A 22,835-nucleotide genomic window follows, 5' to 3' on the forward strand; every position below is an offset into this window, starting at 1 on the left:
AGCGGTGAGGGGGTACGCGTGAGGGCGGCCCGGACGGGCGCGGCCCGCGCTCGGCGCGGCACGCCGATCGCCGTGGCGGTGGGCGGACTCGCCCTGGCCGCCTCGGTGCTGGTCCAGACGGTGCCGGCCACCGGGCTGCCCCCGGCGCCCGCGGACCCGTCCGCGGGGACGGGCCGGGGCACCGCGGCGGGCGTCTCGGCGGACCGCGTGCCGGGCGCCGGGCGGGCGCGTCCCGCCGCCGAGCGCGAGCGGTGCGCCGACGGCAGCGACCCGGCCGGGAGCCTGCGCCCGTCCGCGGAGGCCGGGCCCGCGGTGCGGCGCGTCCGGGAGGCGGGGCGGCTGGTGGTCGGCGTCGACCAGAACAGCTACCTGTGGGGCTACCGCGACCCGTCCTCCGGCAGGCTCACCGGGTTCGACATCGACCTGGTGAGGGCCGTCGCCGAGGACCTGCTCGGGAAGGATCCCGAGATCGTCTACAAGACCGTCCCGACCGACCAGCGCATCCCCGCGATCGAGCGGCGCGAGGTGGACATGGTGGTGCGGACCATGTCCATCACCTGCGAGCGGCTGGCGGACGTCGCGTTCTCCACCGCGTACTTCGAGGCCGGCCAGCAGATCCTCGCGCCCAGGTCCTCGCCGGTCACGGGGTTCGACGGGTCGCTGAGCGGCAGGCGGCTGTGCACGGCGGCCGGTTCGACCGCGCAGACGCTGCTGGAGAAGGACGCCAGGGGCGCGCGGCCGGTGTACGTGCGCCACCAGCTCGACTGCCTGGTGCGGCTCCAGCTGGGCGAGGTGGACGCGGTGATGACCGACAGCGCCCTGGCCGCCGGGCAGGCCGCGCAGGACCCCTCCGTCCACCTCGTCGGCGAGCCCCTGACCGTCGAGCCGTACGGCATCGCGATGAACCTCGGGGACGAGGATCTGGTGCGCCGCGTCAACAAGGTGCTCGACGACTACCGCCGGGGTGGTGAGGACAGTCCGTGGATGGCCGCATACAACCGGTGGCTGGCCGACAAGATGGAGATAGCGGAGCCGGCGCCCCCGGACCCGGTCTACCGGGACTGAGCGGGCGCCGGACACCGCCACCGCCACGACGGCACGATCACGGCACGACGGCACGACACGACGACACGACACGATCACGACACGACGACACGATCACGACCACGCGACGACCAGAGCGACGAGGTGACCGATGGGGGACGACGGGGCTGCCGGACCCGGCGGACCGGTGATGAGCCGGGAGGAGGTGGACCGCGCCCTGGCACGGCTCGGCGCGGAGCACGAGGCGATCGAGACGTCCCTGTACGCGCTCCAGGACCACGCGGGGCGCAGACTGCTGGAGGGCGCCGAGCTGACCGGGGTCACCAAGGAGCGGTGGGCGCGGACCGAGGAGGCCGTCTCGCTGCTGTGGGCGTACTTCGACGCCTACACCGCCGCGCTGGAGTCCGCCCGCGAGCTGCGCGGCAGGAGCCGCTGGCCGGCGCCGGAGGACCTCGCCGAGCTGACCGCGCGGCTGCGCGGCCCGTCGGTGGTCGTTCCCGCGGGCGACGGCTCTGCGGGCGGCGGCGCGGCGGGGGGCGGTTCCGGTGACGGGCCCGTCGAGCGGATCGCCCTGGCGGAGCTGGTCGACCGGGTGAACGGCTGGTACGCCCGGGCCCTCGACACGGTGGTCGCCGCCGACTCCGTCTGGTCCGCGCTGCCCGCCCGGATAGACATGCTCTCCGCCGAGCTCCAGCGCGTCCGCTCCCTGGCGCACTCCGTGGGCGTGCGCCCCGGGGAGCACCCCGCGGGCGACGAGCTGGAGCGGACCACGGCGGAGCTGACCTCGCTGCGCGCCGAGGTGGTCGCCGACCCGCTGGCCTTCTGGGTCCCCGCGGGCGGAAGTTCGGCCCCCGGCGGCGGGCGCCCCGACACCGAGCGGTACGACCGCGCGGCCCGCGCGCTGGAGGACGTCCGGCGCGAGATCGACGCCGTCCTCCAGGTGCGGCAGGACGCCGAGCAGCGGCTGATGCGGCTGCGCGACGTGCTGTCGCGGGCCGACCGCACCCTGGCCGAGGCCCGGACGGCGCGCGGCGAGGTGCTGGCGAAGATCGCGGCGGTCGAGGTGCCCGCGGTGAGCGGACCGCCGACCGCGCTGTACGAGCAGCTCGCCGCCGCGGCCGAGCACCGGCGGCACGCCCGCTGGCACCGGCTGTCGCCGCTGCTGGAGAGCCTGGAGGAGCGCGCGGAGGAAGAGCTGGAGCGGGCCCGCGCCTCGCTGACCGCCGTGACCGCGCCGCTGGCCGTACGGGCGGAGCTGCGCGGCCGGCTGGACGCGTACCGCGCGCGGGTGGCGCGGCACGGCGCGGACGGCGACCCGCTGCTGGTGGAGCGGTACGACGCCGCCCGGCGGCTGCTGTGGAGCGCGCCGTGCGATCTGCGGGCCGCCGAGCAGGCCGTGCGGCGCTACCGGGACGCGGCGCTGGAGGCCCTGGCTCCGCCCGGCGGCGAACCGGCCGACCGGGGAGGGGAGTTCCGGTGAGCGCGGAGGCCGGGGCGGTCACGGGGAGCGCGGAGACCTGCCGGCGGCCGGGCTGCGGCGGGGTGTACGAGGACGCCGGGGACGGCGAACCGCGGTGCGGCGTCTGCGGAACGGCGCCGGTGGTCCTCCCCGACGGCACGGTGGGCTCGCCGCCCACGACGGCCCTCGCCGGCGTGCCCACCGGGGCGCCGGGCCGCTCGTCACCGGACTCCTCCGGGGCCCCTTCGTCCGTCTCGTCCACCTCATCACCTTCATCCACTTCGCCCGCCTCATCCCTGTCGTCCCTGTCATCCCTCTCCTCCGCCCCGTCCTCGGGACGGCTGTCGCGGTCCCTGCCGGGCGGCTCCCGCGGGCGGTCGGTGTCCGTGCGCAGCTCGCGCCCGTCGACGGGTTCGTCGGGCCGCGGCGCGCTGGGCGCCGGGCTGGTGGCGGTGCCCCCGGTGCCGCGTCCGGACCCGCGCTCGGCGGTGCTGGAGAACCCCGAGGTGCCCGAGCGGAAGCGCTTCTGCGGCAACCGCGAGTGCGGCGCGATGGTGGGCCGCACCCGCGGCGGCCGGCCGGGCCGCGCCGAGGGCTTCTGCACCCGCTGCGGGCACCCGTACTCCTTCGTCCCCAAGCTGCGTCCGGGGGACGTCGTGCGCGGCCAGTACGAGGTGGCGGGCTGCCTCGCGCACGGCGGCCTGGGCTGGGTCTACCTGGCGGTGGACCGCGCGGTCTCCGACCGGTGGGTGGTGCTCAAGGGGCTGCTGGACACCGGCGACCAGGACGCCATGACGGCGGCGATCTCGGAGCGGCGCTTCCTCGCCGAGATCGAGCACCCCTCCATCGTGCGCATCTACAACTTCGTCGAGCACCTGGACCCGCGCACCGGCAGCCTCGACGGCTACATCGTGATGGAGTACGTCGGCGGCAGGTCGCTGAAGGAGATCGCCAACTCCCGCCGCACGCCCGCCGGCCGCCGCGACCCGCTGCCGGTGGAGCAGGCGTGCGCGTACGGCATCGAGGCGCTGGAGGCGCTGGGCTACCTGCACAGCCGGAACCTGCTGTACTGCGACTTCAAGATCGACAACGCCATCCAGCAGGGCGACCGCCTCAAGCTGATCGACATGGGGGCGGTCCGCCGGATGGACGACGGCGCGGGACCGGTCTACGGAACGGTCGGCTACCAGGCGCCGGAGATCGCGGCGGCGGGCCCGTCGGTGGCCTCCGACCTGTACACGGTGGCGCGCACGCTGGCGGTGCTGACCTTCGACTTCCAGGGCTACACCACCCTGTTCGCGCACAGCCTGCCGGGACCGGAGCACATCGGGGTCTTCCGGCGGTACGAGTCGTTCCACCGGCTGCTGGTGCGGGCCACCGACCCCGATCCGCGGCGGCGGTTCGCCTCGGCGGAGGAGATGTCCGAGCAGCTCACGGGCGTGCTGCGGGAGATCGTGGCGCTCCAGACGGGCGCCCCGCGCCCGTCGGTGTCCACGCTGTTCGGGCCGGAGACGAGGGTCGTGGACACCCGGCTGCTGGCGCGGATCGGCGGCGTCTCGCTGCTGGGCTCCCGTACGCCGCGCCGGTCCCCGCGGGCGCGCTGGAGGCGCCGGGCGCACGGCACGGGCGCGGGCGGCGCGGATCCCCTGGCGGGCGCCGGCGCGGTGGGCGCCGCTCCCGCGCTGGTGCCGCTGGACGCCCGGGCCGCGGCACTCGCGCTCCCGGTGCCGCTGATGGACCCGGCCGACCCGAACGCCGGCTTCCTCACCGGGCTGTCCGTCTCCTCCCCCGCCGAGCTGACCGCCGTCCTGGGCTCCGCGCCCGCCGACTCCGTCGAGCTGCGGCTGCGCGAACTGCGCGCCCGGCTGGAGACGGGCGGCGCGCGGGAGTACACGGCCGCCGCGGAGGTGCTGGCCGGACTCGAGGCGCGGTACGCCGACGACTGGCGGGTGGTCTGGTACCGGGGGGTGCACGCCCTGGTGACCGGCGACCGGGAGAGGGCGGCGCCGTCCTTCGAGGCGGTCCACGGCGCCTTCCCCGGCGAGCCGGCCCCCAAGCTGGCGCTCGGCGTCTGCGCGGAGGCGCTGGGGCGCTGGGACGACGCGGCGGAGTACCACCGCCTGGTGTGGGCGACCGACCCGGGTTTCGTGAGCGCCGCGTTCGGTCTGGCCCGGGTACGGTTGGCGACCGGTGATCGACGGGGTGCCGTACGGGCGCTGGAGTCCGTGCCGGAGTCCTCCGTCCACCACACGGCGGCCCGGGTCGCCGCCGTACGGGCCAGGCTGCGGCAGCGCTCCCCGCGCGAACCGCTGCTGGACGACCTCCGGGCGGCCGCCCACCAGGTGGAGCGGCTGCGGGAGTCGGGTCTGGACGCGCTGCGCCGCGAACGGTTGACCACCGAGGTACTGGGCAGTGCGTTGGACTGGGTGCTGGCGGGCCGTCACGGCGCGCCCGCATCCGCCGGTCAGGGGCGGCTTCCGCCCCTGCTGGGCTGCGAGCCGGACGAGAGGGGACTCCGTCTGGGGCTGGAACGCTCGTTCCGGCTGCTCGCCAGGCTCGCGCAGACCGGCGACGAAAGGATCGAACTGGTGGAACGGGCCAACCGTCTCCGCCCCAAGACGTGGGTGTGACCATGCCGCAGCTAGACCGACTCTCCGTCTGCCCCCGGTGCCAGGAGCCGCTGGAGGACGGTGATCTCTTCTGCGGCGCGTGCGGCGCCGACCTGGCGGCCGAGGCAGGCGGCTCGCACCCCCCGGTCCCGCCGCCTCCTCCGGTGCCGCCCGCCGTGCCGTCCACCGTTCCGCCCGCGGTGCCGCCCACCGTGCCGCCCGGGGTGCCGGTGCCTCCCGTGCCCCCCGCTCCCCCGTCGCCGCCCGCCGGGCAGGACTTCGTGCCGCCGCCTCCCCCGGCACCGCCTGTCGCACCGCCCACCGTGCCGCCCGCCGCACCGCCCGGGGTGCCGGTGCCTCCCGTGCCCCCCGTCCCTCCGCCCCCCGCGGTGCCGCCCGCGCCCACCGCGCCCCCCGCGGCTCCGTCCGCCCAGGCCGGGCCGCCGCCCGTACCGCCCGCCGCGCCGGAGCCGGACCCGCGTGAGGACGCACGTGAGGACGCACGTGAGGACCCGCGTCCGGCCGGCGACCCGCCCGGCGCGCCGGAGGGCCGGTGCGTCGCCTGCGGCACGGGCGCCGTCGACGCGGAGGGCCGCTGCGAGCACTGCGGCCACGCCCAGCCGCGCGAACGCGACCACATGGAGGAGGAGTCGGAGGGGGTGGCGGCGGCCAGCGACCGCGGGCTGCGCCACCACCGCAACGAGGACTCCTTCGCGGTCTCGGCCACCACGCTGCCGGACGGCTCGCCGGCCGTGATCGCCGTCGTCTGCGACGGGGTGTCCTCGGCGACCCGCCCGGACGAGGCGTCGGCCGCCGCCGCCGAGTCCGCCCGCGCGTCGTTGCTGGAGTCGCTGCCGCGCGGCGCCGACGCCCGGCAGGCCGTGCACGACGCCCTGGTGGCCGCCTCCGAGGCCGTCAACGCCCTGGCCTCGGAGTCCCGCGACCCGGCGGAGAACGCCCCGGCCTGCACCATCGTCGGCGCGGTGGTCGCCGGAGACCTCCTCACCGTCGGCTGGATCGGGGACAGCCGCGTCTACTGGGTGCCCGACGACCGCTCCGCCCAGCCCGCCCGGCTCACCGAGGACGACTCCTGGGCCGCCCAGATGGTGGCGGCGGGCCTGATGGAGGAGGCCGAGGCGTACGCGGACGCCCGGGCCCACGCCATCACCGGGTGGCTGGGCGCGGACGCCTACGAGATCGATCCGCACACTGCCTCGTTCACCCCGGACCGGCCGGGCGTGGTGGTGGTGTGCACCGACGGGCTGTGGAACTACGCCGAGTCCGCCGAGGAGATGGCCGCGGCGGTCCCGGCCGACGCCCGCGCCCGTCCGATGCGGTGCGCCCGGCACCTGGTGGGGCACGCGCTGGACGGCGGGGGGCACGACAACGTGACGGTGGCGGTGCTCCCGTTCCCCGCGCCGTCCGGATCCGGACGGGCCGTCCCCGGGCAGCAGGCCTCCGGCTGACGCGTCGCGCGCCGGGGGCCGCGGCCTCGCCGGATCGGGCGTACCGCGCCCCGGCGGACGACGACCGGAACGAGTGCCTCCCGGGCGGCGGTCCGGAAGGTGGCGCAGATCACGCAACCGCCCTCCCCGCCCGGCGGCCACCGGGCGCCGGACGTCCGGCACCTGCGGCGCGGGCGGCGGTACGGGGCCGGGCCGGTCGCGCCGCCTGCCGCCGGACGGCGGGCAACCCGCAGGTCACGCGGTACCGGGCCGGACGGAAACGGCCCGGAGGGCAGCGGAGGGAACGAGGGCGGAGAACCCGGCCCTTCCGGGCAGACCGCCGCCCGGCACGGGCCGCGCCGGGCGGCGGGCGGAGGCGCCGCCCGGCGGACGCGGGGCGCGTCCGGTCGCGATGGCGGTGGGCGTGACCGGCCCCGCGACCGGTACTGTTCCGCTGAAGGCGGCGGTCCCCGAGGCCGACGAGACCGCCGGACGCGCGGCCCGAAGGGCGGTCCGCGCGAGGACAGCGAACGACCGAGCGACGCGACACGGAGCCGCGCGGAGGGGGAAGGACACCGACATGCCGACTTGCCCGAACGGCCATCAGTCGGCGGCCGACGACTGGTGCGAGGTGTGCGGCCACCGCATCGCCTCCGCTCCGGGTGTGCCCGCCGGCGCCGTCCCGCCGCCCCCGCCCCCGATGCACGGCCAGGGGGGCGGCTACGGCTACCCCGGTCCGGGGGGCGACTCCGCGATGCAGTCCGAGCCGTGCCCGCAGTGCCGCACTCCGCGCGAGGGCCAGGCGCCGGTGTGCGAGGAGTGCCGGTACAACTTCCTCACCCGCTCCCCCGCCGCCTACAGCCCGCCGCCTCCGCCCGCCCCGCCGTCCCAGGCGCCCGGCGGCAGCATGAGCGGGCTGAACCTTCCTCCCGGCTTCCAGACGCAGGGCCCTCCCGGCCCGCCGCCTCCGCCCGCCCCGCCGCAGCCGCAGCCCGTCCAACAACCCCAGCACCAGCCCTCCCACCAGCAGCCCATGGCTCCGCCGCAGCACCACGGGCAGCCCCAGCACGGGCAGCCGGACTACGGCCGGGCCGACTACGGGCAGCAGCCCGGCTACGGCTACCCCCAGCCCCCGCAGCCGCCGGCTCCCCAGCCCCAGCAGCCGCCGCAGCACCAGCCGCCGCAGCAGGGAGGCGGCGGGGACGACTGGACGCTTCCGCCGCCCTCGCACGGCGGGCAGCAGCCCGGCCGGCACGCCCAGCCCCCGCACACCCAGCCCCCGTACGGGCAGCAGCCCGGCTACGGCTACCCCCAGCAGCAGCCCCATCAGCAGCCGCAGCACCAGTCCCCCCAGCACCTGCCGCCCCAGCACCACCAGCAGCAGGGACCGCCGCAGCAGCCCGCGACCTGGGTGGTGACGGTGGGGCCGGACCACGAGTACTTCACGGCGATGATGCGGCGCAGCGGCCCCGAGGCCGCCGGGCTCAACATCCCCGCCTACACCGCCGAGCAGCGCGTCCAGCTCAACGGCCCCCAGGTCACCATCGGCCGCCGCCGCCACTCCACCGGCGAGTCGCCCGACATCGACCTGGGCCGCTCGCCGGAGGACCCGGGGGTCTCGCACCAGCACGCGGTGCTGGTGCAGCAGCCCGACGGCGGCTGGTCCGTGGTCGACCAGGACTCCACCAACGGCACCACCATCAACGGCGCCGAGGACCCGATCCAGCCGTTCGTCCCCGTCCCCCTCCAGGAGGGCGACCGGGTGCACGTCGGCGCGTGGACCACGATCACCCTGCACCGGGGCTGACACCGGCTCCGGAGCCCGGGCCCGTGCCGCTGCCGCCGCCCGGCGGCAGCGGCCGGCGGTCCGGGTCGTCCGAGCAGTCCGGAGCGTTCGAGCAGTCCGGGGCGTCCGGGGCGTCAGGTCAGGCCCACTGCCGCGCGCCGCGGACGGTCAGGTCGCCCTCCGCCGCGAGGGTTCCGGCCGGCTTCCGCGTCAGCTCCCGCGCCCGCCCCTCGGCGCCCCCTTCGTCACCTGTGTCCCGCATGTCACCACCGTCCCGCCGCGGGACGGCCGGGCGACATCGCCCCGGAGCGGGGGGAAGGCCGGAAGGTGATATTCCGCCACTAGCCTCCGCACCATGACCACTGCCGCGATCACAGTCGAGGGGCTGCGCAAGCGGTACGGGGACGTGCAGGCCGTCGACGGGGTGTCGCTCACCGTCGGACGCGGCGAGTTCTACGGCATCCTCGGACCGAACGGCGCGGGCAAGACGACCACCCTGGAGATGACCGAGGGCCTGCGCAGGCCGGACGAGGGGACGGTCCGGCTGCTCGGCGAATCCCCCTTCCCCCGCAACCCGGCGCTGCTGCGCCGCATGGGCGTCCAGCTCCAGGCGTCGGCGTTCTTCGAGAAGCTGACCGCGCGCGAGCAGATCCGCACCTTCGCCTCCCTCTACGGCGTCTCCGCCGAGCGCGCCGACGCGATGCTGGACACCGTCGGCCTGACCGAGAAGGCGGACACCCGCGAGGACAGGCTCTCCGGCGGCCAGGCCCAGCGGCTGTCCATCGCCTGCGCCCTCGTCCACGACCCGGAGCTGGTCTTCCTCGACGAGCCGACCACCGGCCTCGATCCGCAGGCCCGCCGCAATCTGTGGGACCTGCTGCGCGCCATCAACCACGAGGGCCGCACGGTGGTGCTCACCACGCACTACATGGACGAGGCCGAGGCGCTGTGCGACCGGGTCGCGGTGATGGACCGCGGCCGCGTGCTGCGCGTGGGCGCCCCCGCCGAGCTGATCGAGGAGCTGGGCGCGGCCTCCCTGGAGGACGTCTTCCTCCAGCTGACCGGACGGGAGTACCGCCAGTGAGTGCCAGGACGTTCGCCGGTCTCTCGAAGGCCATGGCCCTGGGCCTGCTGAGGGACCGGACCGCCGTGTTCTTCATGCTGCTCTTCCCGCTGATGTTCCTGGTCCTGCTCGGCGCGCTGCTGAAGAACGAGTCGACGCCGCGGGCGGAGATCGTCCAGATCGGCCGGGTCGAGGTGTTCGACTCCCTGCCCCGCGAGACGCGGGAGGGGCTGGAGGACTTCCTGAGCATCGAGAGGTCCGGCGACCGGGAGAAGGCGCTGGAGGAGGTCCGCGCGGGCGACGTGGACGCGGTGGTCTGGCAGGAGGGCGACGACGTGCGGCTGCGCTACTCGGCGGCCGACCCGGCCCGGGCGGGCAATGTGCAGGCGATCGTCAACTCCGTCGTCCAGCAGGCCAACATCGCGGCGACCGGGCAGCCGCCGGCGTACGAGCTGACCACCGCGCGGGTCGAGGACGAGTCCCTGAAGGTGATCCAGTTCCTCACCCCGGGCATGCTCGGCTGGGCGGTGTCGATGAGCGCGATCATGGGCTCGGCCCTCACGCTGGTCAACTGGCGCAAGAAGCGCATCCTGCGCCGGCTCTGGCTCGCCCCGGTGAACGCGGGGTCGGTCATCGGCGCCCGCGTCGGGGTGAGCGTGGCGCTGGCCCTCGTGCAGACGCTGGTCTTCGTGGGAGTGGCCTCGATCCCCTTCTACGGCCTGGAGCTGAGCGGCGACTGGTGGCTGTCCCTGCCGCTCGTCGTCTGCGGCACGCTGGCCTTCATGTCCATCGGACTGGTCATCGGCGCCTGGGCGAAGACCGAGGAGGCGGCCAACGGCGTCTCCCAGCTCGTCGTCCTGCCGATGGCCTTCCTCTCCGGCTCCTTCTTCCCGCTGGACAACGCGCCGGCCTGGGTGCGGGCGGCCTCCGACGTCCTCCCGCTGACGTACCTGACCGAGGCGATGCAGGACGTCCTCTCCCGCGGCCAGTCCTGGGGCGCGGCCCTGCCCACCATGGGCGGGCTGCTGCTGTTCGCGGCGGTCCTGACGGCCGTCGCCGCCCGGCTCTTCCGCTGGGACGACGCGTGAGGGACGCACGGGTTCCGCGGGGGTCCGCCCCGGGGCCGAAGTCCCGGGCCGGGCATCTGCGACCATGGAGGGCGTGATGGAGATTCCGCGCGGCAGCTTGCAGACGCAGACCTTCTTCGAGCAGGTCGGGGGCGAGGAGACGTTCCGGCGACTGGTGCGCCGGTTCTACGAGGGCGTCGCACAGGACCCGCTGCTGCGGCCGATGTACCCGGAGGAGGACCTCGGCCCGGCCGAGGAGCGGCTGGCGCTGTTCCTGATGCAGTACTGGGGCGGGCCCCGGACGTACAGCGAGCAGCGGGGGCACCCCCGGCTGCGCATGCGGCACGTGCCCTTCACGGTCGACCGCGCCGCCCACGACGCCTGGCTGCGGCACATGCGGGACGCCGTGGACAGCCTCGGCCTGGCCCCCGAGCACGAGCGGCAGCTGTGGGACTACCTGGTCTACGCGGCCGCCTCGATGGTCAACACCCCGGGCTGACCCCCGTCCGCCCGCACCTGCGGGAGCCCCCGGCCGATGCTTCGGGCCGGGGGCTCCCGCACGCGTTCCTCACAGCGGGGTGACGCTCAGCCCCGCGCGTCCGCCGAGCCCCGCGCGTCCGCCGCCGCGCACGGCGACGGAGCCGTACGGGGTGCGCAGCCGCAGCCAGGAGCCGGCGGTGAGCACGGCCACCGTGCCGGCGGGCCCGTCCGCGGCGGGCGGCGGCGGGCCCTGGGGGCCGGCCGCGAGGGCCGGGCCGCGCGAGCGCAGCATGCCGAGCGCCTGCGCGGCGTGGACGGCGCGCAGCGGCAGGCCCGTGCCGCCGCCCAGGGGGCGGGACCAGATCTCCTCCGCCAGCGCGTCCAGCGCCTCGCGGGTGCGCTCCTCCGGCGGCAGCGCCTCGCTGCGCCTCCGGAACTCGGCGACCACCGCCGCGGCGGCCGCGCGGACCCCCTCGTACGGCAGTTCGCCCACCGTGCGCCAGCCGCCGCGCGGCGGCAGCAGACCGGCCCAGGGCGGGCCGGTCACGGCGGCGGGGACGGTCACCGACCCGGTCGTCTCGTCGACGCCCTCCAGCAGTTCCCCAGCGGAGACCGTCGCGTCCAGCTCCGCCGGATCGGACAGCCGGGCGGTGCGCACGGCGAGCACCTCGAAACGGGCCGGGCGCGCGAAGACGCCCAGGACGCCGTCCTCGGTCGCCCGCAGCCGTACCGCCGCGGTCCTCTCCCAGCGCAGCAGCCGTCCCAGGAAGGCGGCCAGTTCGGCCGTCTCCCCGGGATCGGCGAACACCAGGCGTGGGGGCCGGCCGCTCATGCGGCGGCGATTCCCGTCGCTCCGTCGTCCAGGTACTCCTTGAGGAACGCCTTCTCCTCGTCGGTGAGCCGCCGGGGCCGCTCGCGCTCCAGGTCGTAGGGCACCACGACCGTCGAGGCGCGGACGTAGACGGTGTCCCCCTCCGCGGGGCCGTCCTTGACCTCGTACTCGACCGTCAGCGACGCCGCGCCGATCTTCGTCACCCACATCTCGACCACGACCGGCTCGTGCCGGTGCGTCAGCGGGCGCAGGTAGGCGATCTCGTGCCGGGCCACCACCGAGCCGCCGGTGAAGGCTCCCGACGCCGCCTGGCGGGCCAGCCGGAACATGAAGTCGATCCGCGCCTCCTCCAGGTACCTCAGGAACACGACGTTGTTGACGTGCCCGAAGGAGTCCATGTCGGACCAGCGCAGGGGGCAGGGGAATGTGTGGCGCACGCGTTCCTCAGCCTCGCGTCAGCTTCTTGTAGGTGGTGCGGTGCGGACGGGCGGCGTCCGGGCCGAGGCGCTCGATCTTGTTCTTCTCGTACGACTCGAAGTTGCCCTCGAACCAGAACCACTTGCTCTCGCCCTCGTAGGCGAGGATGTGGGTGGCGACGCGGTCCAGGAACCAGCGGTCGTGGGAGACCACCACGGCGCAGCCGGGGAACTCCAGCAGCGCGTTCTCCAGCGAGGACAGGGTCTCGACGTCGAGGTCGTTGGTCGGCTCGTCGAGCAGGAGCAGGTTGCCGCCCTGCTTGAGGGTGAGCGCCAGGTTGAGGCGGTTGCGCTCACCGCCGGAGAGGACGCCGGCCGGCTTCTGCTGGTCCGGGCCCTTGAAGCCGAACGCGGACACGTAGGCGCGCGAGGGCATCTCGACCTGGCCGACGTTGATGTAGTCCAGTTCGTCGGAGACGACGGCCCACAGCGTCTTCTTGGGGTCGATGTTGGCGCGGGCCTGGTCGACGTAGGAGATCTTGACCGTCTCGCCGACCTTGATGGTGCCGGAGTCCGGCTGCTCCAGGCCCTGGATCATCTTGAACAGCGTGGTCTTGCCCGCGCCGTTGGGGCCGATGACGCCGACGATGCCGTTGCGCGGCAGGGTGAAGGACAGGTCGTCGATGAGGACCTTGTCGCCGAACGCCTTGTGCAGGCCCTCCACCTCGACCACCACGTTGCCCAGGCGCGGGCCCGGCGGGATCTGGATCTCCTCGAAGTCCAGCTTCCGGGTCTTCTCCGCCTCGGCGGCCATCTCCTCGTAGCGGGACAGACGCGCCTTGGACTTGGCCTGCCGCCCCTTGGCGTTGGAGCGGACCCACTCCAGCTCCTCCTTGAGGCGCTTGGCGCGCTTGGCGTCCTTCTGCCCCTCGACCTTGAGGCGGGCCTGCTTCTTCTCCAGGTAGGTGGAGTAGTTGCCCTCGTAGGGGTGGGCGCGGCCGCGGTCGAGCTCCAGGATCCACTCGGCGACGTTGTCCAGGAAGTACCGGTCGTGGGTGATGGCCACGACGGTGCCCTCGTACTTGGCCAGGTGCTGCTCCAGCCACTGCACGGACTCGGCGTCCAGGTGGTTGGTGGGCTCGTCCAGCAGCAGCAGGTCGGGGGCCTCCAGCAGCAGCTTGCACAGCGCGACGCGGCGCTTCTCACCGCCGGAGAGGTTGGTGACGGGCCAGTCGCCGGGCGGGCAGCCCAGGGCGTCCATGGCCTGCTCGAGCTGGGCGTCCAGGTCCCAGGCGTTCGCGTGGTCGAGCTGCTCCTGGAGCTTGCCCATCTCCTCCATCAGCTCGTCGGTGTACTCGGTCGCCATCTGCTCGGCGATCTCGTTGAACCGGTCGAGCTTGCCCTTGATCTCCGCGACGCCGTCCTGGACGTTCTCCAGCACGGTCTTGGACTCGTCCAGCGGGGGCTCCTGGAGGAGGATGCCGACGCTGTAGCCGGGGGCGAGGAAGGCGTCGCCGTTGGACGGCTGCTCCAGCCCGGCCATGATCTTCAGCACCGTGGACTTGCCGGCGCCGTTGGGGCCCACGACACCGATCTTCGCGCCGGGCAGGAAGCTCAGCGTGACGTCGTCGAGAATCACCTTGTCGCCGTGCGCCTTACGCGCCTTGCGCATGGTGTAGATGTACTCAGCCAAGAGATACCGTCCGGCAATCAGGGAGTGGGCAGATACACCCCATCTTGCCGCACCCCCGCTCTGGGACGAAAACGAGTGGCCGGGCGACCTGCGTCACCCTCCGGGGGCGTACGGGACGGCCCGGAGCGGTCCGGGAACGGCGGGCGGGACGGAAAAGGTCACGTGCCGCCGCGGATGCGCGGCGGCACGTGACCGGGGGTCCGGGCGGATCAGGCGATCACGCCCGGACCGGTGGAGCGGGAACCGTCAGCGGCTCAGCTGTCGGAACCGGCCGTGGCGGGCTTCTTCTTCCGGAGGAAGAAGACGGCGGCACCGCCGAGGACCACCAGGGCGATGGCGACGCCCGCGATGATCGGGGTGTTGCTGCTGCTGCCGGTCTCGGCGAGGTTGCCGTCGGTGTCACCGGTGGTCCCGGTGTCACCCGCGTCGCCGGTGTCGCCGGTGCTTCCGCCGACGGTGGCCGGGCTGGGCGCGGTGGAGGGCTCGGGCTTCTCCTCGCCGCCGCCGGTGGTGCCACCGGTGGTGACAGGGGCGGTCTCGCAGTCGAGGGTGCCGGTGAAGGTCTCCTTGAAGCCGTTCGGACCGGTGATCGTGATGTTGTAGGCCTGGTCCTCCTGGACCGGGACGGTCACGGTCTCGGAACCGCCGGCCGGGATCTCGTAGTCCTTGCCCGCCAGGGAGAAGGAGAACGGCTCGTCACCCTGGTTGCTGGCGGTGACGTCCACGCCGCCCTTGGCGCAGTTCTTCTCGGCGGTCACGGCCGGGATGGCGCCCTTGGTCGCCCAGGTGGCGGTCGCGGTCGCGGTGACGCTGGAGCCGCTGGAGCCCGCCAGGATCTGGGTCTGGCTCGGGTTCTTCGGGTCGACGCTGGTGAAGGCACGACCCACCGACACCTCGGTGCTGGCCTGGAGGGTCAGCGAGGCGGTGCCGTCCGCCGTGCCCTTGGGCACGTCGAAGAAGAGCTGGTCGCCCTCCTTGGCGGAGGTCACCACGTTGCCGTCCTTGTCGACGACCTTCACGCCGTTGCCGGCGGCCTCCGCGCTGGGCGCGACGGTCGCGCTCTGCGCGTTGGTGTGGACGGTGATCGGCCCGAGCTTCTCACCGGCCTTGCCGGAGACGGCCGGCGGGTCGAGCGTGAGCGACGGCTTGGGCTCGGCCAGGTCCTGGGCGTTCTTCTCCAGGTAGTCGGCGAGCTTCTCGGCGTCCTGGTTCTTCGCGGTGACGTTCGCGTTGTCGGAGAAGCGCCAGATCGCGACCTGGGTGCCCGCGGCGGCGGTCTTCTCGGTGAGCCGGCCGGCGCCGGCCTTGCTCGCGAGCGCCGTGAGGTCGTCCACCTGCGGGTAGGAGTTCTTCAGGATCCAGAGGATCTTGCCCGCGTTCTGGTTGTCGTGGAGCGAGGACTCGGCCCAGGAAGCCTCCTTGTACCTGGCTTCCTTACGCGTACCCGTGTTGATGTCGATGCAGTAGGTCTGCAGGGTGCCGCCGCCGTCGACCGTCATGTCGAAGAGACCGGCACCGATCTCCTTGTTGCCGTCGTCGTGGAAGACGGCGAGGTGGGAGCGGTCCTTGTTCAGCCCGTCCAGGGTGGCGGTCGCGCCGCCCGGCTGCTGCTCGTTCTCGTCGGCGACCGCGGTCCCCGCACCGGCTATTGCTCCTGCCGCCAGCACGCCCGTGGCGATCGCGGCGGCGGCGAAACGGGCGGGACCCCGTCCGCGTACAGAAATCATGGTCTGGTCGTCCCCTCGTCAACCCCCGTGTCTCAAGGGGTGATCGTAGGGAGCAACCGGAACGCGGTCCCCAGGAATATCAGACGTTACACACTCCGAGTCCCAATCGTTATCGGGGAATGCCAAGGAGTCGGACTTCCGGCCCCATAGGGGTGGTTACCGCCTGGTTGCGTGTAAGTGTCATGGACTGGCGGCCCGTTCGCCGGCGGGAACGACCCGGGTGACGCGGTGGAACGACGAGGTGCCGCGCGCCAGGTCGTGGCCCACGGCCGTCGCCTCGATCTCCGCCGACGTCCAGCGCTTCCCCTCGTGTTCGCCCTGCTGCACCCGCAACCGCCCCCGGACGAGCAGCGGTTCGCCGACGACCACGGACGCGGCCAGGTTCTCCGCGAGCGCCCGGAACGCCCACACCGTGTAGAAGCTGGTGTACGCGTCCGTCCAGCCGCCGCGCTCCCCGTCGTAGCGCCGCACCGTGGTGGCCAGCCGCAGCCGTGCCACTGGATGGCCGGACGCCGTCTTCTTCGCCTCCACCGCCGACGCCGCGTTGCCGACCACCGTCACCATGGTCTCGTTCACTCCGACCGCCCCCGTTCGCATCCCGTGCGCGTGCCGTCCGCATCCCGCGCGTGTCCCGTGCCGCGCCGTGTCGTGCGGCGCCGTACGGACCCCATGCTGCCCGCCCCCCGCCGGTACCCGCCGCGGCCTGTGGAGTACTGGCGGGTTGTGGACGACTCCGCCACCCGGACGGGTGACACGGACCCCCGGGAGCCCTCTCAGGCGCGGTCCGTGCCGCCCGCCGCGATGACGTACTGCTCGCGCACCTCGCGGTACCGCAGCAGTTCGGCGGCCACCGGCTCCAGCACCCACGCCTGGCCCCAGCCGGTCGCCAGCCGCCGCAGCCGGCGCTCCTTCTCCAGCCCGTACGCCCGCGCCGGCCCCCGTGCCGCGATCCGGCAGCACCAGGCCAGCAGCGGACCGCCCAGCGCGCCGCCCGCCAGCAGCGCCACCGGCAGCCAGACACCGCCCCACCCCGGTCCTCCGGCGACCAGGTCCACCAGCAGGTACAGGCCCAGCAACTGGACGGCCAGCATCAGCCACTGCGCGCACGCCGCCGCCGTCCACCAGCGCGGCCTCGGCAACCGGGGCTCACCACCGAATCCACCACCGGACCCACCGCCGGACCCGCCTCCGCTCCCGCCCGCCCCCGCGGCGCCGCCCTCCCCGCTCTCGTCCCCGGCCCCCGCGATCGCCTCCTCCAGCGCCTCGGGCAGCCCCAGCGCGCCGCGCCAGGCCGCGTCCCGCACCGACCGCGCCCACGGCTGCGGCAGACCGGCCGACGCCTCCTCGGCCAGCGTCCGCACCGCCTGCGCCAGTACGGGCCGGGCCACCGCGGCCGTCTCCGGCCCGGCCGTCTCCACCGCGCCCGCCCCGCCCGCCTCCCCGGCGCCCGCCCGGACCGGGGCCGTGGCCGTCTCCCCGCGCCCGCGCCGCGCCTCGTACCAGCGCAGCAGCCGGGCCCAGGGCGTGCCGCAGGCCTGTTCGGCGTGCCGCAGCCAGAGGCGCTCGGCGGTCTGCCCGGCCGCCGACGCGCCCACCGCCGAGGCCAGCCGGTCCTCGAACTCCTCGCGCGCCCGTTCCGTCAGCCCGGCCGGGCCGTGCGGGGTGTCGGCCATGTAGACCGGACGGAGCCGGGTGACCGCGCCGTCCACGTCGGCCGACAGCCGCAGCGCCGCGGCCCGCCGCTCCGAGACCAGCTCGCCCAGGGAGTGCCTCAGTTCGTCGACGCCCCCGCCGGTGAGCGCGGACAGGGCCAGTACGGTCGCGCCGGGCTCGCCGTGCTCGCCGAGCGCCATGCCGTCCTCGTCCAGCAGCCGCCGCAGATCGTCCATGACGGTGTCGACGGCGTCGCCCGGCAGCCGGTCGACCTGGTTGAGCACGACGAGCGTCACCTCGGCGTGGCCCGCCAGCGGCCGCAGGTAGCGCTCGTGCAGCACGGCGTCCGCGTACTTCTCCGGGTCGGTCACCCAGATCACCGCGTCCACCAGCCGCAGCATCCGGTCGACCTGCTCGCGGTGGCCCGGCGCGGCGGAGTCGTGGTCGGGCAGGTCGATGAGGATCAGGCCGCGCAGCGCCGGATCGCGCGGCTGGACCCGGCGCCGGGCCCGGGGCGGCACCCCCAGCCGCTCCAGCAGGCCGTCGGCGCCGCTGTCCCACTCGGTCTCCCAGACGCAGGCGACGGGCACCGAGGTCGTGGGGCGGCGCAGCCCGGTCTCGGAGAACTGGACCCCGGCGAGGGTGTTGAACAGCATCGACTTCCCGCTGCCGGTGGCCCCGGCGACGGCCACGGTGGTGTAGGCCCGCGACAGCCGGGTGCGCGCCGCGACCTCGTCCAGGACCCGGCCCGCCTCGCCGAGCACCTCGCCGTCCAGCCGGGTGCGGGAGAGGCCGACCAACTCCCGCAGGGCGCGCAGCCGTTCGCGCAGCGTCTCCTCCTCGGGCGCGGCACCCGGCGCTGTGCCCGGCGCGGCGTACGCCCGCGCGCCGCCCTCCCGGCGGCCGTCCCAGCGGTCCTCCCAGCCGCCGTACCGCCCGCCGGAGCGGGCACTGGAGCGGACGCCGTCGAACGGCCCGGCGGGGAACGGCGCGCCCTCCGCCTCCTCGCGCGGCCCGGCGCCCCCGTCCGTACGGGCCCTGCGGGCGATCAGCCCGTCGTCCCAGGTCCGGCCGCCGTCTGTGCGGACATCCGCGCCCACCGCGGTCACCTCTCCCTCTGCAGTACGGACAGTGCGGCGATCAGGGCCACCTGCTGGTCGGGGGTGGCGTCGAGGTCCCGCAGGGGCGCCAGGCGGTAGCCGCGCTCCCCCCGCAGCACGCGGTCCAGGCAGTCCTCCAGCAACCGCTCGCCGCGCTCGCGCAGCCGGATGGCCACGGCGGCGCCCAGGGACCCCGCGAGCGCCTCGCCCGCGCCCCGGGCGCGGCGTCCGCCCAGCAGGACGGCCGCGAGCAGGGCCGCGACCTCCTCGGCCGACAGCGGGCAGCCGCCCTCGGCCGCGCGCAGCTCCTCGTCGGCGACCTCCTCCAGACAGCGCCGCCAGCGCCGCACCAGAAGCTCGATCCGCTCCGTGACCAGCTCGTCGGCGCGTCCGCACTCGGGGGCCCCGGGCTCGCGGCGCCAGGCGTCGGCCGCCTGCTCGTCGGCGTCGCCGACGGCTCCGCGCAGCAGGGCGGAGAGGCCGTCGGCGAAGGCGTCGAGGAGTTCGTCGCCGCCGCTGTCCCGGGGGAAGCCGCGCCAGCGGGCGAGGGCGTCGCCCGCCAGCAGCTCGCCGTCGGCGATCTGCCGCCGCACCCGCGCGCCGGCCTCCTCGTACGCGCCGTCGATGTACCGCATCAGCCGCAGCGCGGCGGCGTGCTGGGCCGCCGCGGCGCCCGCGAGTTCGGGGACGCGGGAACGCAGCGACGCCAGCGCCCCGGCGGCCGTCCGGCCGGCGGCGACCGCGCGGGCGGCGGGGTCCCCGGCGTGGTGGAGCAGCCACTGGCGCAGTTCGGCCACGGCCGTGGCGGGCAGCAGCCCGGAGCCGCCGCGCGCGGACTCGGGCAGCTCGGGGACGGTGAAGCACGGCACGTCGCCGAGCCCGGCCCGCTGCAGCAGGGCGGCGTACTGGCGGGAGACCTCGGCGGCGACCTGGTGGGGCACCCGGTCCAGCACGGTGGCCAGCGTCACGTCGTACTCGCGGGCGGTGCGCAGCAGGTGCCAGGGGATCGCGTCGGCGTACCGGGAGGCGGTGGTCACCAGGATCCAGACGTCGGCGGCGCAGAACAGCTCGGCGGCCAGTTCGCGGTTGGCGGCCACCAGGGAGTCGATGTCGGGCGAGTCGAGGAGGGCGAGCCCGACGGGTACGGCCTCGGCGGTCTCCACGGCGAGCGCGGGCGGGGTGTCCCCGTCGTCCGCCCCGTGGTCGTCCTCGTGGGCGAGGGGCCGCTCGTCCTCGCCCGTCCGGCAGTCGTACCGCCGCGGCGTCCACACCCGCCTCAGCCGGGGCAGTACGCGGGGGCCGGCGAACCAGTGCTGGTCGGCGGGGTGACAGACCAGCACGGGCGTCCGCGTGGTGGGGCGCAGCACGCCCGCGTCGCTGACCCGGCGCCCCACGAGCGAGTTGACCAGGGTGGACTTCCCGGCCCCGGTGGAACCGCCGACGACGGCGAGCAGCGGTGCCTCGGGAGCGCGCAGCCTCGGCACCAGGTAGTCGTCGAGCTGGGCAAGCAGCTCGTTCCGGGAGCGGCGGGCGCGCTCGGCCCCGGGCAGCGGCAGCGGAAAGCGGGCTGCCGCGACGCGGTCACGCAGCGTGGTGAGCGCGTCGAGCAGTTCGGTCCTAGCTTCCAAGATCGCCACATGCGCAGAATGCCCAATTTCGAATGATTTTTGAAGTGCATTAGGTCTAGAACCGGTTGTTTTGACCCCTGTGGCCCGCGCGATGGTGACGGTGGAAGGCATAACGAGTGCACAACACCCGACCCGCGGGGCGTTCAAACCGATGCATGATTCGTACTCGCCTGCGATTATCGGACCGCTTCACTGAACCTCCACAGGGTGTCGCGGACGTGAAGCAACGGGGAGGAAGCAACCGGGCCTCTATCCTTGTCGCGGCAAGGTCACCCGGAGGCGCCCCCCACCGTCCGTCCGCGACCGCTCCGGCCCCCGTAGCTCAGTGGATAGAGCAGGCGCCTTCTAAGCGCTTGGCCGCAGGTTCGAGTCCTGCCGGGGGCGCCCACCGCCACCCGCCGGCGGCGATGCCGCCGGTCGGTGCGCGCCGTCGGCCACGACCACGGCCTGGCCGAACTCGCGCGCGGCTACGGGGGTGGACGTCGCGGAGGAACGAGAGCGGGACGGCCCGCACCACCGCCCCTCCCCCGGCTCCGGCCGCCCGGACGGGGGTCGCCGAGCACCGACGGCGAACCGCACCGGTTCGGAGAGGACGGCGGCGGCCGAGTCCGGGGCGGCCAGATGGGTGGCCGGGTCGCCTCCGCCGGCCACGGGGGCAGGGCCTCGCCGGACCTCAGCCCGCGCCCCGCTCTGTCGTCCACGGCGTGCAGGCAGAGCCGGTCCGACGCAGCGGGGTGCCCACCACCGCGTCGGTGAAGGCGCCCGATCCGGCGCACCGCGCCGTGCCCGGGGCGTCGGGCTCCGCGCCGACTGGGCGGAGTGCGCGGACGGCGTGCGTCCGGGGGTCGCGCCGGCGGGCGGCCTCAGCAGGCGGCCTCGGTGTCCGCCCCCCGCGTGAACCGGGCGTCCCCCCACGCCCCGTATCCGCCTTTCGGCACCTTTCCCGCTCTGAGCGTCTCGGTCACGAGCTTCAGCTGGCTCTTCCCCGCCACCGGAACCTCGATCTCCACGGCCTCCCGGTCGGAGAGTTCGTGGACGGCGGCCTGCCGGCCGTCCACGAACACCGTGAACCGCATCCGGTTGCCGGCGGGCGGTGCCGTGTCGATGCCGGCGACGGCGCGGAAGGCGTCCCAGCCCGGATCGATCGAGTACTCCAGGGTCTTGGTGTCCTGGAACAGGTGAGCCGCGATCATGAGGCTGTTGAGGCACTGGCGCTGCCGCCCTCCGAGGACGAGCGTCGCGCTCTTGTCGCGGGTGCCCTCGATGTCACTGAGGTACTGCACCGGCGACGGTCCCGCGTCCGGAACGGACGAGTCCTCGGCGCCCCCGTCGTCACGGCCCACCCCGGCCGACGGTTCGCCGGTCCGTTCGCCGGTCCGTTCGCCGCCGGCAGTGGGGTCGGGCGTGGGGGACGGCTCCTCGCTGGGCGAGGGCTCGGGCGAGGGATCCGGGGACGGTGACGAGGGGACGGCCTCCACCCCCCTGTCGTCGCCGACGGCCTGGTCGTACGGCCACCACGACCGGTCCGAGGCCAGGGACATGTAGGCGATGAGCAGGCCGATCGCACCGATGACCGTTCCCAGCTTGGTGTAGCGCCCCTCGCCTGCCATACCCGTCCCCCTTCGAGCACCCACCGCGCCCGCCCCCGCCGGTGTCGGCCTGGGACCGTATCAGGACTCGGGCGACTTCGGTGCCGTTTCCTCCCAACCCGGATACCGGCCGACCCACCGGACTCTCCAGCGCCCCACCCGGGCCGAAGTGAGGCGGTACGGGGCCGAGGTGGACGGACCGGCGCCGGCCGGGAGCCGGCACGCGGAGGCTCCCGGCAGGACGGCGTGGAATCGACACCCAACCGACCACCAGGGGCTTCTCCACGTCCGCGCATCGCCCACACCCTCAACTGCATTGCCCGGCAAGCAGGTTGGAAAGGACTCCGGGTCTTCCGGGTGCTGTAGGTTCCAGCCATGGCCAAGAACGAGGTGAGCGAGAACCCCGAGTCGCGCTTCTCCGCAGTGCTGGTGGCCGCGGCAAAGCTTCCGGGTGTGCGTGTCGACAGGGAGGCATACCTCCGGAAGGCGCTGGCTCGCCACTGCTCCGAGGAGCAGATCCGCAGAGCGGTCGAAGAGACCCCTGCGGCGGCGGGCATCCCCCTCGACGTCCTGGACAAAGCGGCCAACGATTCCATCAAATACGAAGCCGCCAAGGTCAGCACGCTCTCCGCGGCTGCCGGTATACCCGGCCTGCTCTTCCTTCCCGCCACCGTGCCCGCCGATGCGGCCCAGCACTTCGGCCACCTGCTGCGCATCGCACAGAAACTCGCCTACCTCTACAGCTGGCCCGACCTGTTCTCCCACGACAGCGACGGCCTCGACGACGCGACCGAGGGAATACTCACGCTCTTCTTCGGCGTGATGTTCGGCACCCAACAGGCGAACGCCGCCGTGGGGAAGGTCGCGGGGATGATTTCGGAGCAGGTCGCCAAGAAGCTGCCCCAGAGGGCACTCACCAAGGGCGTCATCTATCCGATGGTGAAGAAGGTGGCGGGCTACCTCGGCGTCGAGATGACGAAGCAGTCCTTCGCAAAGAGCGTCTCGAAGGCCATCCCCGTCGTCGGGGCCGTCGTCTCCGGCGGGCTCACTCTCGCGACCTTCCTCCCCATGGCCAGGAGACTGAAGAAGCACCTCTCCAGCCTGGAGCTGACGAAGCCGGCGCGCTGGGTCGTGGATGCGGAAGGCGTGGGGGTTTACGAGCCCTCCGCCGCAGACCGCGCCGAACGGCATGACGCAGACGGCACTGCAACCGAGCCGGGGAGCCCTCGCTCCTCCTAGCTCAC

The 22,835-nt window shown here is 74.5% G+C and carries 18 protein-coding genes and 1 tRNA gene; 10 read left to right on the forward strand and 9 right to left on the reverse strand.

Annotated elements, in window-relative coordinates; all coding sequences use genetic code 11:
* Window positions 1-18 precede the first annotated feature (18 nt).
* The 5 genes from QC029_RS07165 to QC029_RS07185 all read left to right on the forward strand — a co-directional run bounded on the left by QC029_RS07165 (window position 19) and on the right by QC029_RS07185 (window position 8,364).
* On the forward strand, window positions 19-1,065 hold the full coding sequence (locus tag QC029_RS07165; RefSeq protein ID WP_279554606.1) for a glutamate ABC transporter substrate-binding protein: 1,047 nt from the start codon (window positions 19-21) through the stop codon (window positions 1,063-1,065).
* A 130-nt stretch (window positions 1,066-1,195) separates the two neighbouring features.
* Window positions 1,196-2,524, forward strand: coding sequence for a hypothetical protein (locus tag QC029_RS07170; RefSeq protein ID WP_279554607.1), 1,329 nt, complete (start codon window positions 1,196-1,198; stop codon window positions 2,522-2,524).
* A complete protein-coding gene (locus QC029_RS07175; protein ID WP_279554608.1) occupies window positions 2,521-5,133 on the forward strand; it encodes a serine/threonine-protein kinase in 2,613 nt (870 codons plus the stop codon). The genes QC029_RS07170 and QC029_RS07175 overlap by 4 nt, the downstream gene beginning before the upstream one ends.
* Window positions 5,134-5,135: 2 nt before the next feature.
* Entirely contained in the window at window positions 5,136-6,578 is a 1,443-nt protein-coding gene (locus QC029_RS07180; RefSeq protein ID WP_279554609.1) for a protein phosphatase 2C domain-containing protein, read from the forward strand.
* Window positions 6,579-7,137: 559 nt separating this feature from the next.
* Window positions 7,138-8,364, forward strand: coding sequence for an FHA domain-containing protein (locus tag QC029_RS07185; protein ID WP_279554611.1), 1,227 nt, complete (start codon window positions 7,138-7,140; stop codon window positions 8,362-8,364).
* Window positions 8,365-8,482: 118 nt separating this feature from the next.
* Here QC029_RS07185 and QC029_RS07190 read toward each other — a convergent pair whose 3' ends face one another.
* A complete protein-coding gene (locus QC029_RS07190) occupies window positions 8,483-8,605 on the reverse strand; it encodes a hypothetical protein (RefSeq protein WP_279554612.1) in 123 nt (40 codons plus the stop codon).
* A 93-nt stretch (window positions 8,606-8,698) separates the two neighbouring features.
* On the opposite strand from QC029_RS07190, the gene QC029_RS07195 reads away from it, so the two are divergent.
* The 3 genes from QC029_RS07195 to QC029_RS07205 all read left to right on the forward strand — a co-directional run bounded on the left by QC029_RS07195 (window position 8,699) and on the right by QC029_RS07205 (window position 10,972).
* Window positions 8,699-9,427 (forward strand): ABC transporter ATP-binding protein, encoded by a 729-nt coding sequence (locus QC029_RS07195; protein WP_279554613.1) that lies wholly within the window; start codon window positions 8,699-8,701, stop codon window positions 9,425-9,427.
* Window positions 9,424-10,494 (forward strand): ABC transporter permease, encoded by a 1,071-nt coding sequence (locus QC029_RS07200; RefSeq protein ID WP_279554614.1) that lies wholly within the window; start codon window positions 9,424-9,426, stop codon window positions 10,492-10,494. The genes QC029_RS07195 and QC029_RS07200 overlap by 4 nt, the downstream gene beginning before the upstream one ends.
* Before the next feature lie 64 nt (window positions 10,495-10,558).
* Window positions 10,559-10,972: a globin gene (locus QC029_RS07205; RefSeq protein WP_279554615.1), complete on the forward strand. Its 414-nt coding sequence runs from the start codon at window positions 10,559-10,561 to the stop codon at window positions 10,970-10,972.
* Window positions 10,973-11,041: 69 nt separating this feature from the next.
* On the opposite strand, the gene QC029_RS07210 is transcribed toward QC029_RS07205, so the two are convergent.
* The 7 genes from QC029_RS07210 to QC029_RS07240 form a co-directional block, all read right to left on the reverse strand.
* Window positions 11,042-11,785: a hypothetical protein gene (locus QC029_RS07210; protein ID WP_279554617.1), complete on the reverse strand. Its 744-nt coding sequence runs from the start codon at window positions 11,783-11,785 to the stop codon at window positions 11,042-11,044.
* Entirely contained in the window at window positions 11,782-12,222 is a 441-nt protein-coding gene (locus QC029_RS07215) for a thioesterase family protein (RefSeq protein WP_279554618.1), read from the reverse strand. The genes QC029_RS07210 and QC029_RS07215 overlap by 4 nt, the downstream gene beginning before the upstream one ends.
* A 7-nt stretch (window positions 12,223-12,229) precedes the next feature.
* Window positions 12,230-13,894: an energy-dependent translational throttle protein EttA gene (ettA, locus tag QC029_RS07220; protein WP_279554619.1), complete on the reverse strand. Its 1,665-nt coding sequence runs from the start codon at window positions 13,892-13,894 to the stop codon at window positions 12,230-12,232.
* Between the two features lie 254 nt (window positions 13,895-14,148).
* The gene (locus QC029_RS07225) at window positions 14,149-15,621 is read right to left on the reverse strand and encodes a Cys-Gln thioester bond-forming surface protein (RefSeq protein ID WP_279554621.1); all 1,473 of its coding nucleotides are present in this window, start codon (window positions 15,619-15,621) and stop codon (window positions 14,149-14,151) included.
* A gap of 180 nt (window positions 15,622-15,801) precedes the next feature.
* On the reverse strand, window positions 15,802-16,197 hold the full coding sequence (locus QC029_RS07230) for a single-stranded DNA-binding protein (protein WP_279554623.1): 396 nt from the start codon (window positions 16,195-16,197) through the stop codon (window positions 15,802-15,804).
* Window positions 16,198-16,394: 197 nt separating this feature from the next.
* Window positions 16,395-18,374: a GTPase gene (locus QC029_RS07235; RefSeq protein ID WP_336621565.1), complete on the reverse strand. Its 1,980-nt coding sequence runs from the start codon at window positions 18,372-18,374 to the stop codon at window positions 16,395-16,397.
* 5 nt (window positions 18,375-18,379) lie between these two features.
* Window positions 18,380-20,002, reverse strand: a complete 1,623-nt coding sequence (locus QC029_RS07240) for a GTPase domain-containing protein (RefSeq protein WP_279554718.1) — start codon at window positions 20,000-20,002, stop codon at window positions 18,380-18,382.
* A 311-nt stretch (window positions 20,003-20,313) separates the two neighbouring features.
* Between QC029_RS07240 and QC029_RS07245 the strand changes: the two genes are divergently transcribed.
* Window positions 20,314-20,386 (forward strand) — tRNA-Arg (locus QC029_RS07245).
* 479 nt (window positions 20,387-20,865) lie between these two features.
* Here the strand turns inward: QC029_RS07245 and QC029_RS07250 are convergent.
* Window positions 20,866-21,612, reverse strand: coding sequence for an NPCBM/NEW2 domain-containing protein (locus tag QC029_RS07250; protein WP_279554625.1), 747 nt, complete (start codon window positions 21,610-21,612; stop codon window positions 20,866-20,868).
* A 354-nt stretch (window positions 21,613-21,966) separates the two neighbouring features.
* Here QC029_RS07250 and QC029_RS07255 point away from each other — a divergent pair, with 354 nt between their 5' ends.
* Complete coding sequence (locus tag QC029_RS07255) at window positions 21,967-22,830, forward strand: hypothetical protein (protein ID WP_279554626.1); 864 nt, start codon at window positions 21,967-21,969, stop codon at window positions 22,828-22,830.
* Window positions 22,831-22,835 lie beyond the last annotated feature (5 nt).

Origin of the sequence: Streptomyces sp. DH37 (assembly GCF_029813835.1) — a bacterium.
Classification (GTDB): domain Bacteria; phylum Actinomycetota; class Actinomycetes; order Streptomycetales; family Streptomycetaceae; genus Streptomyces.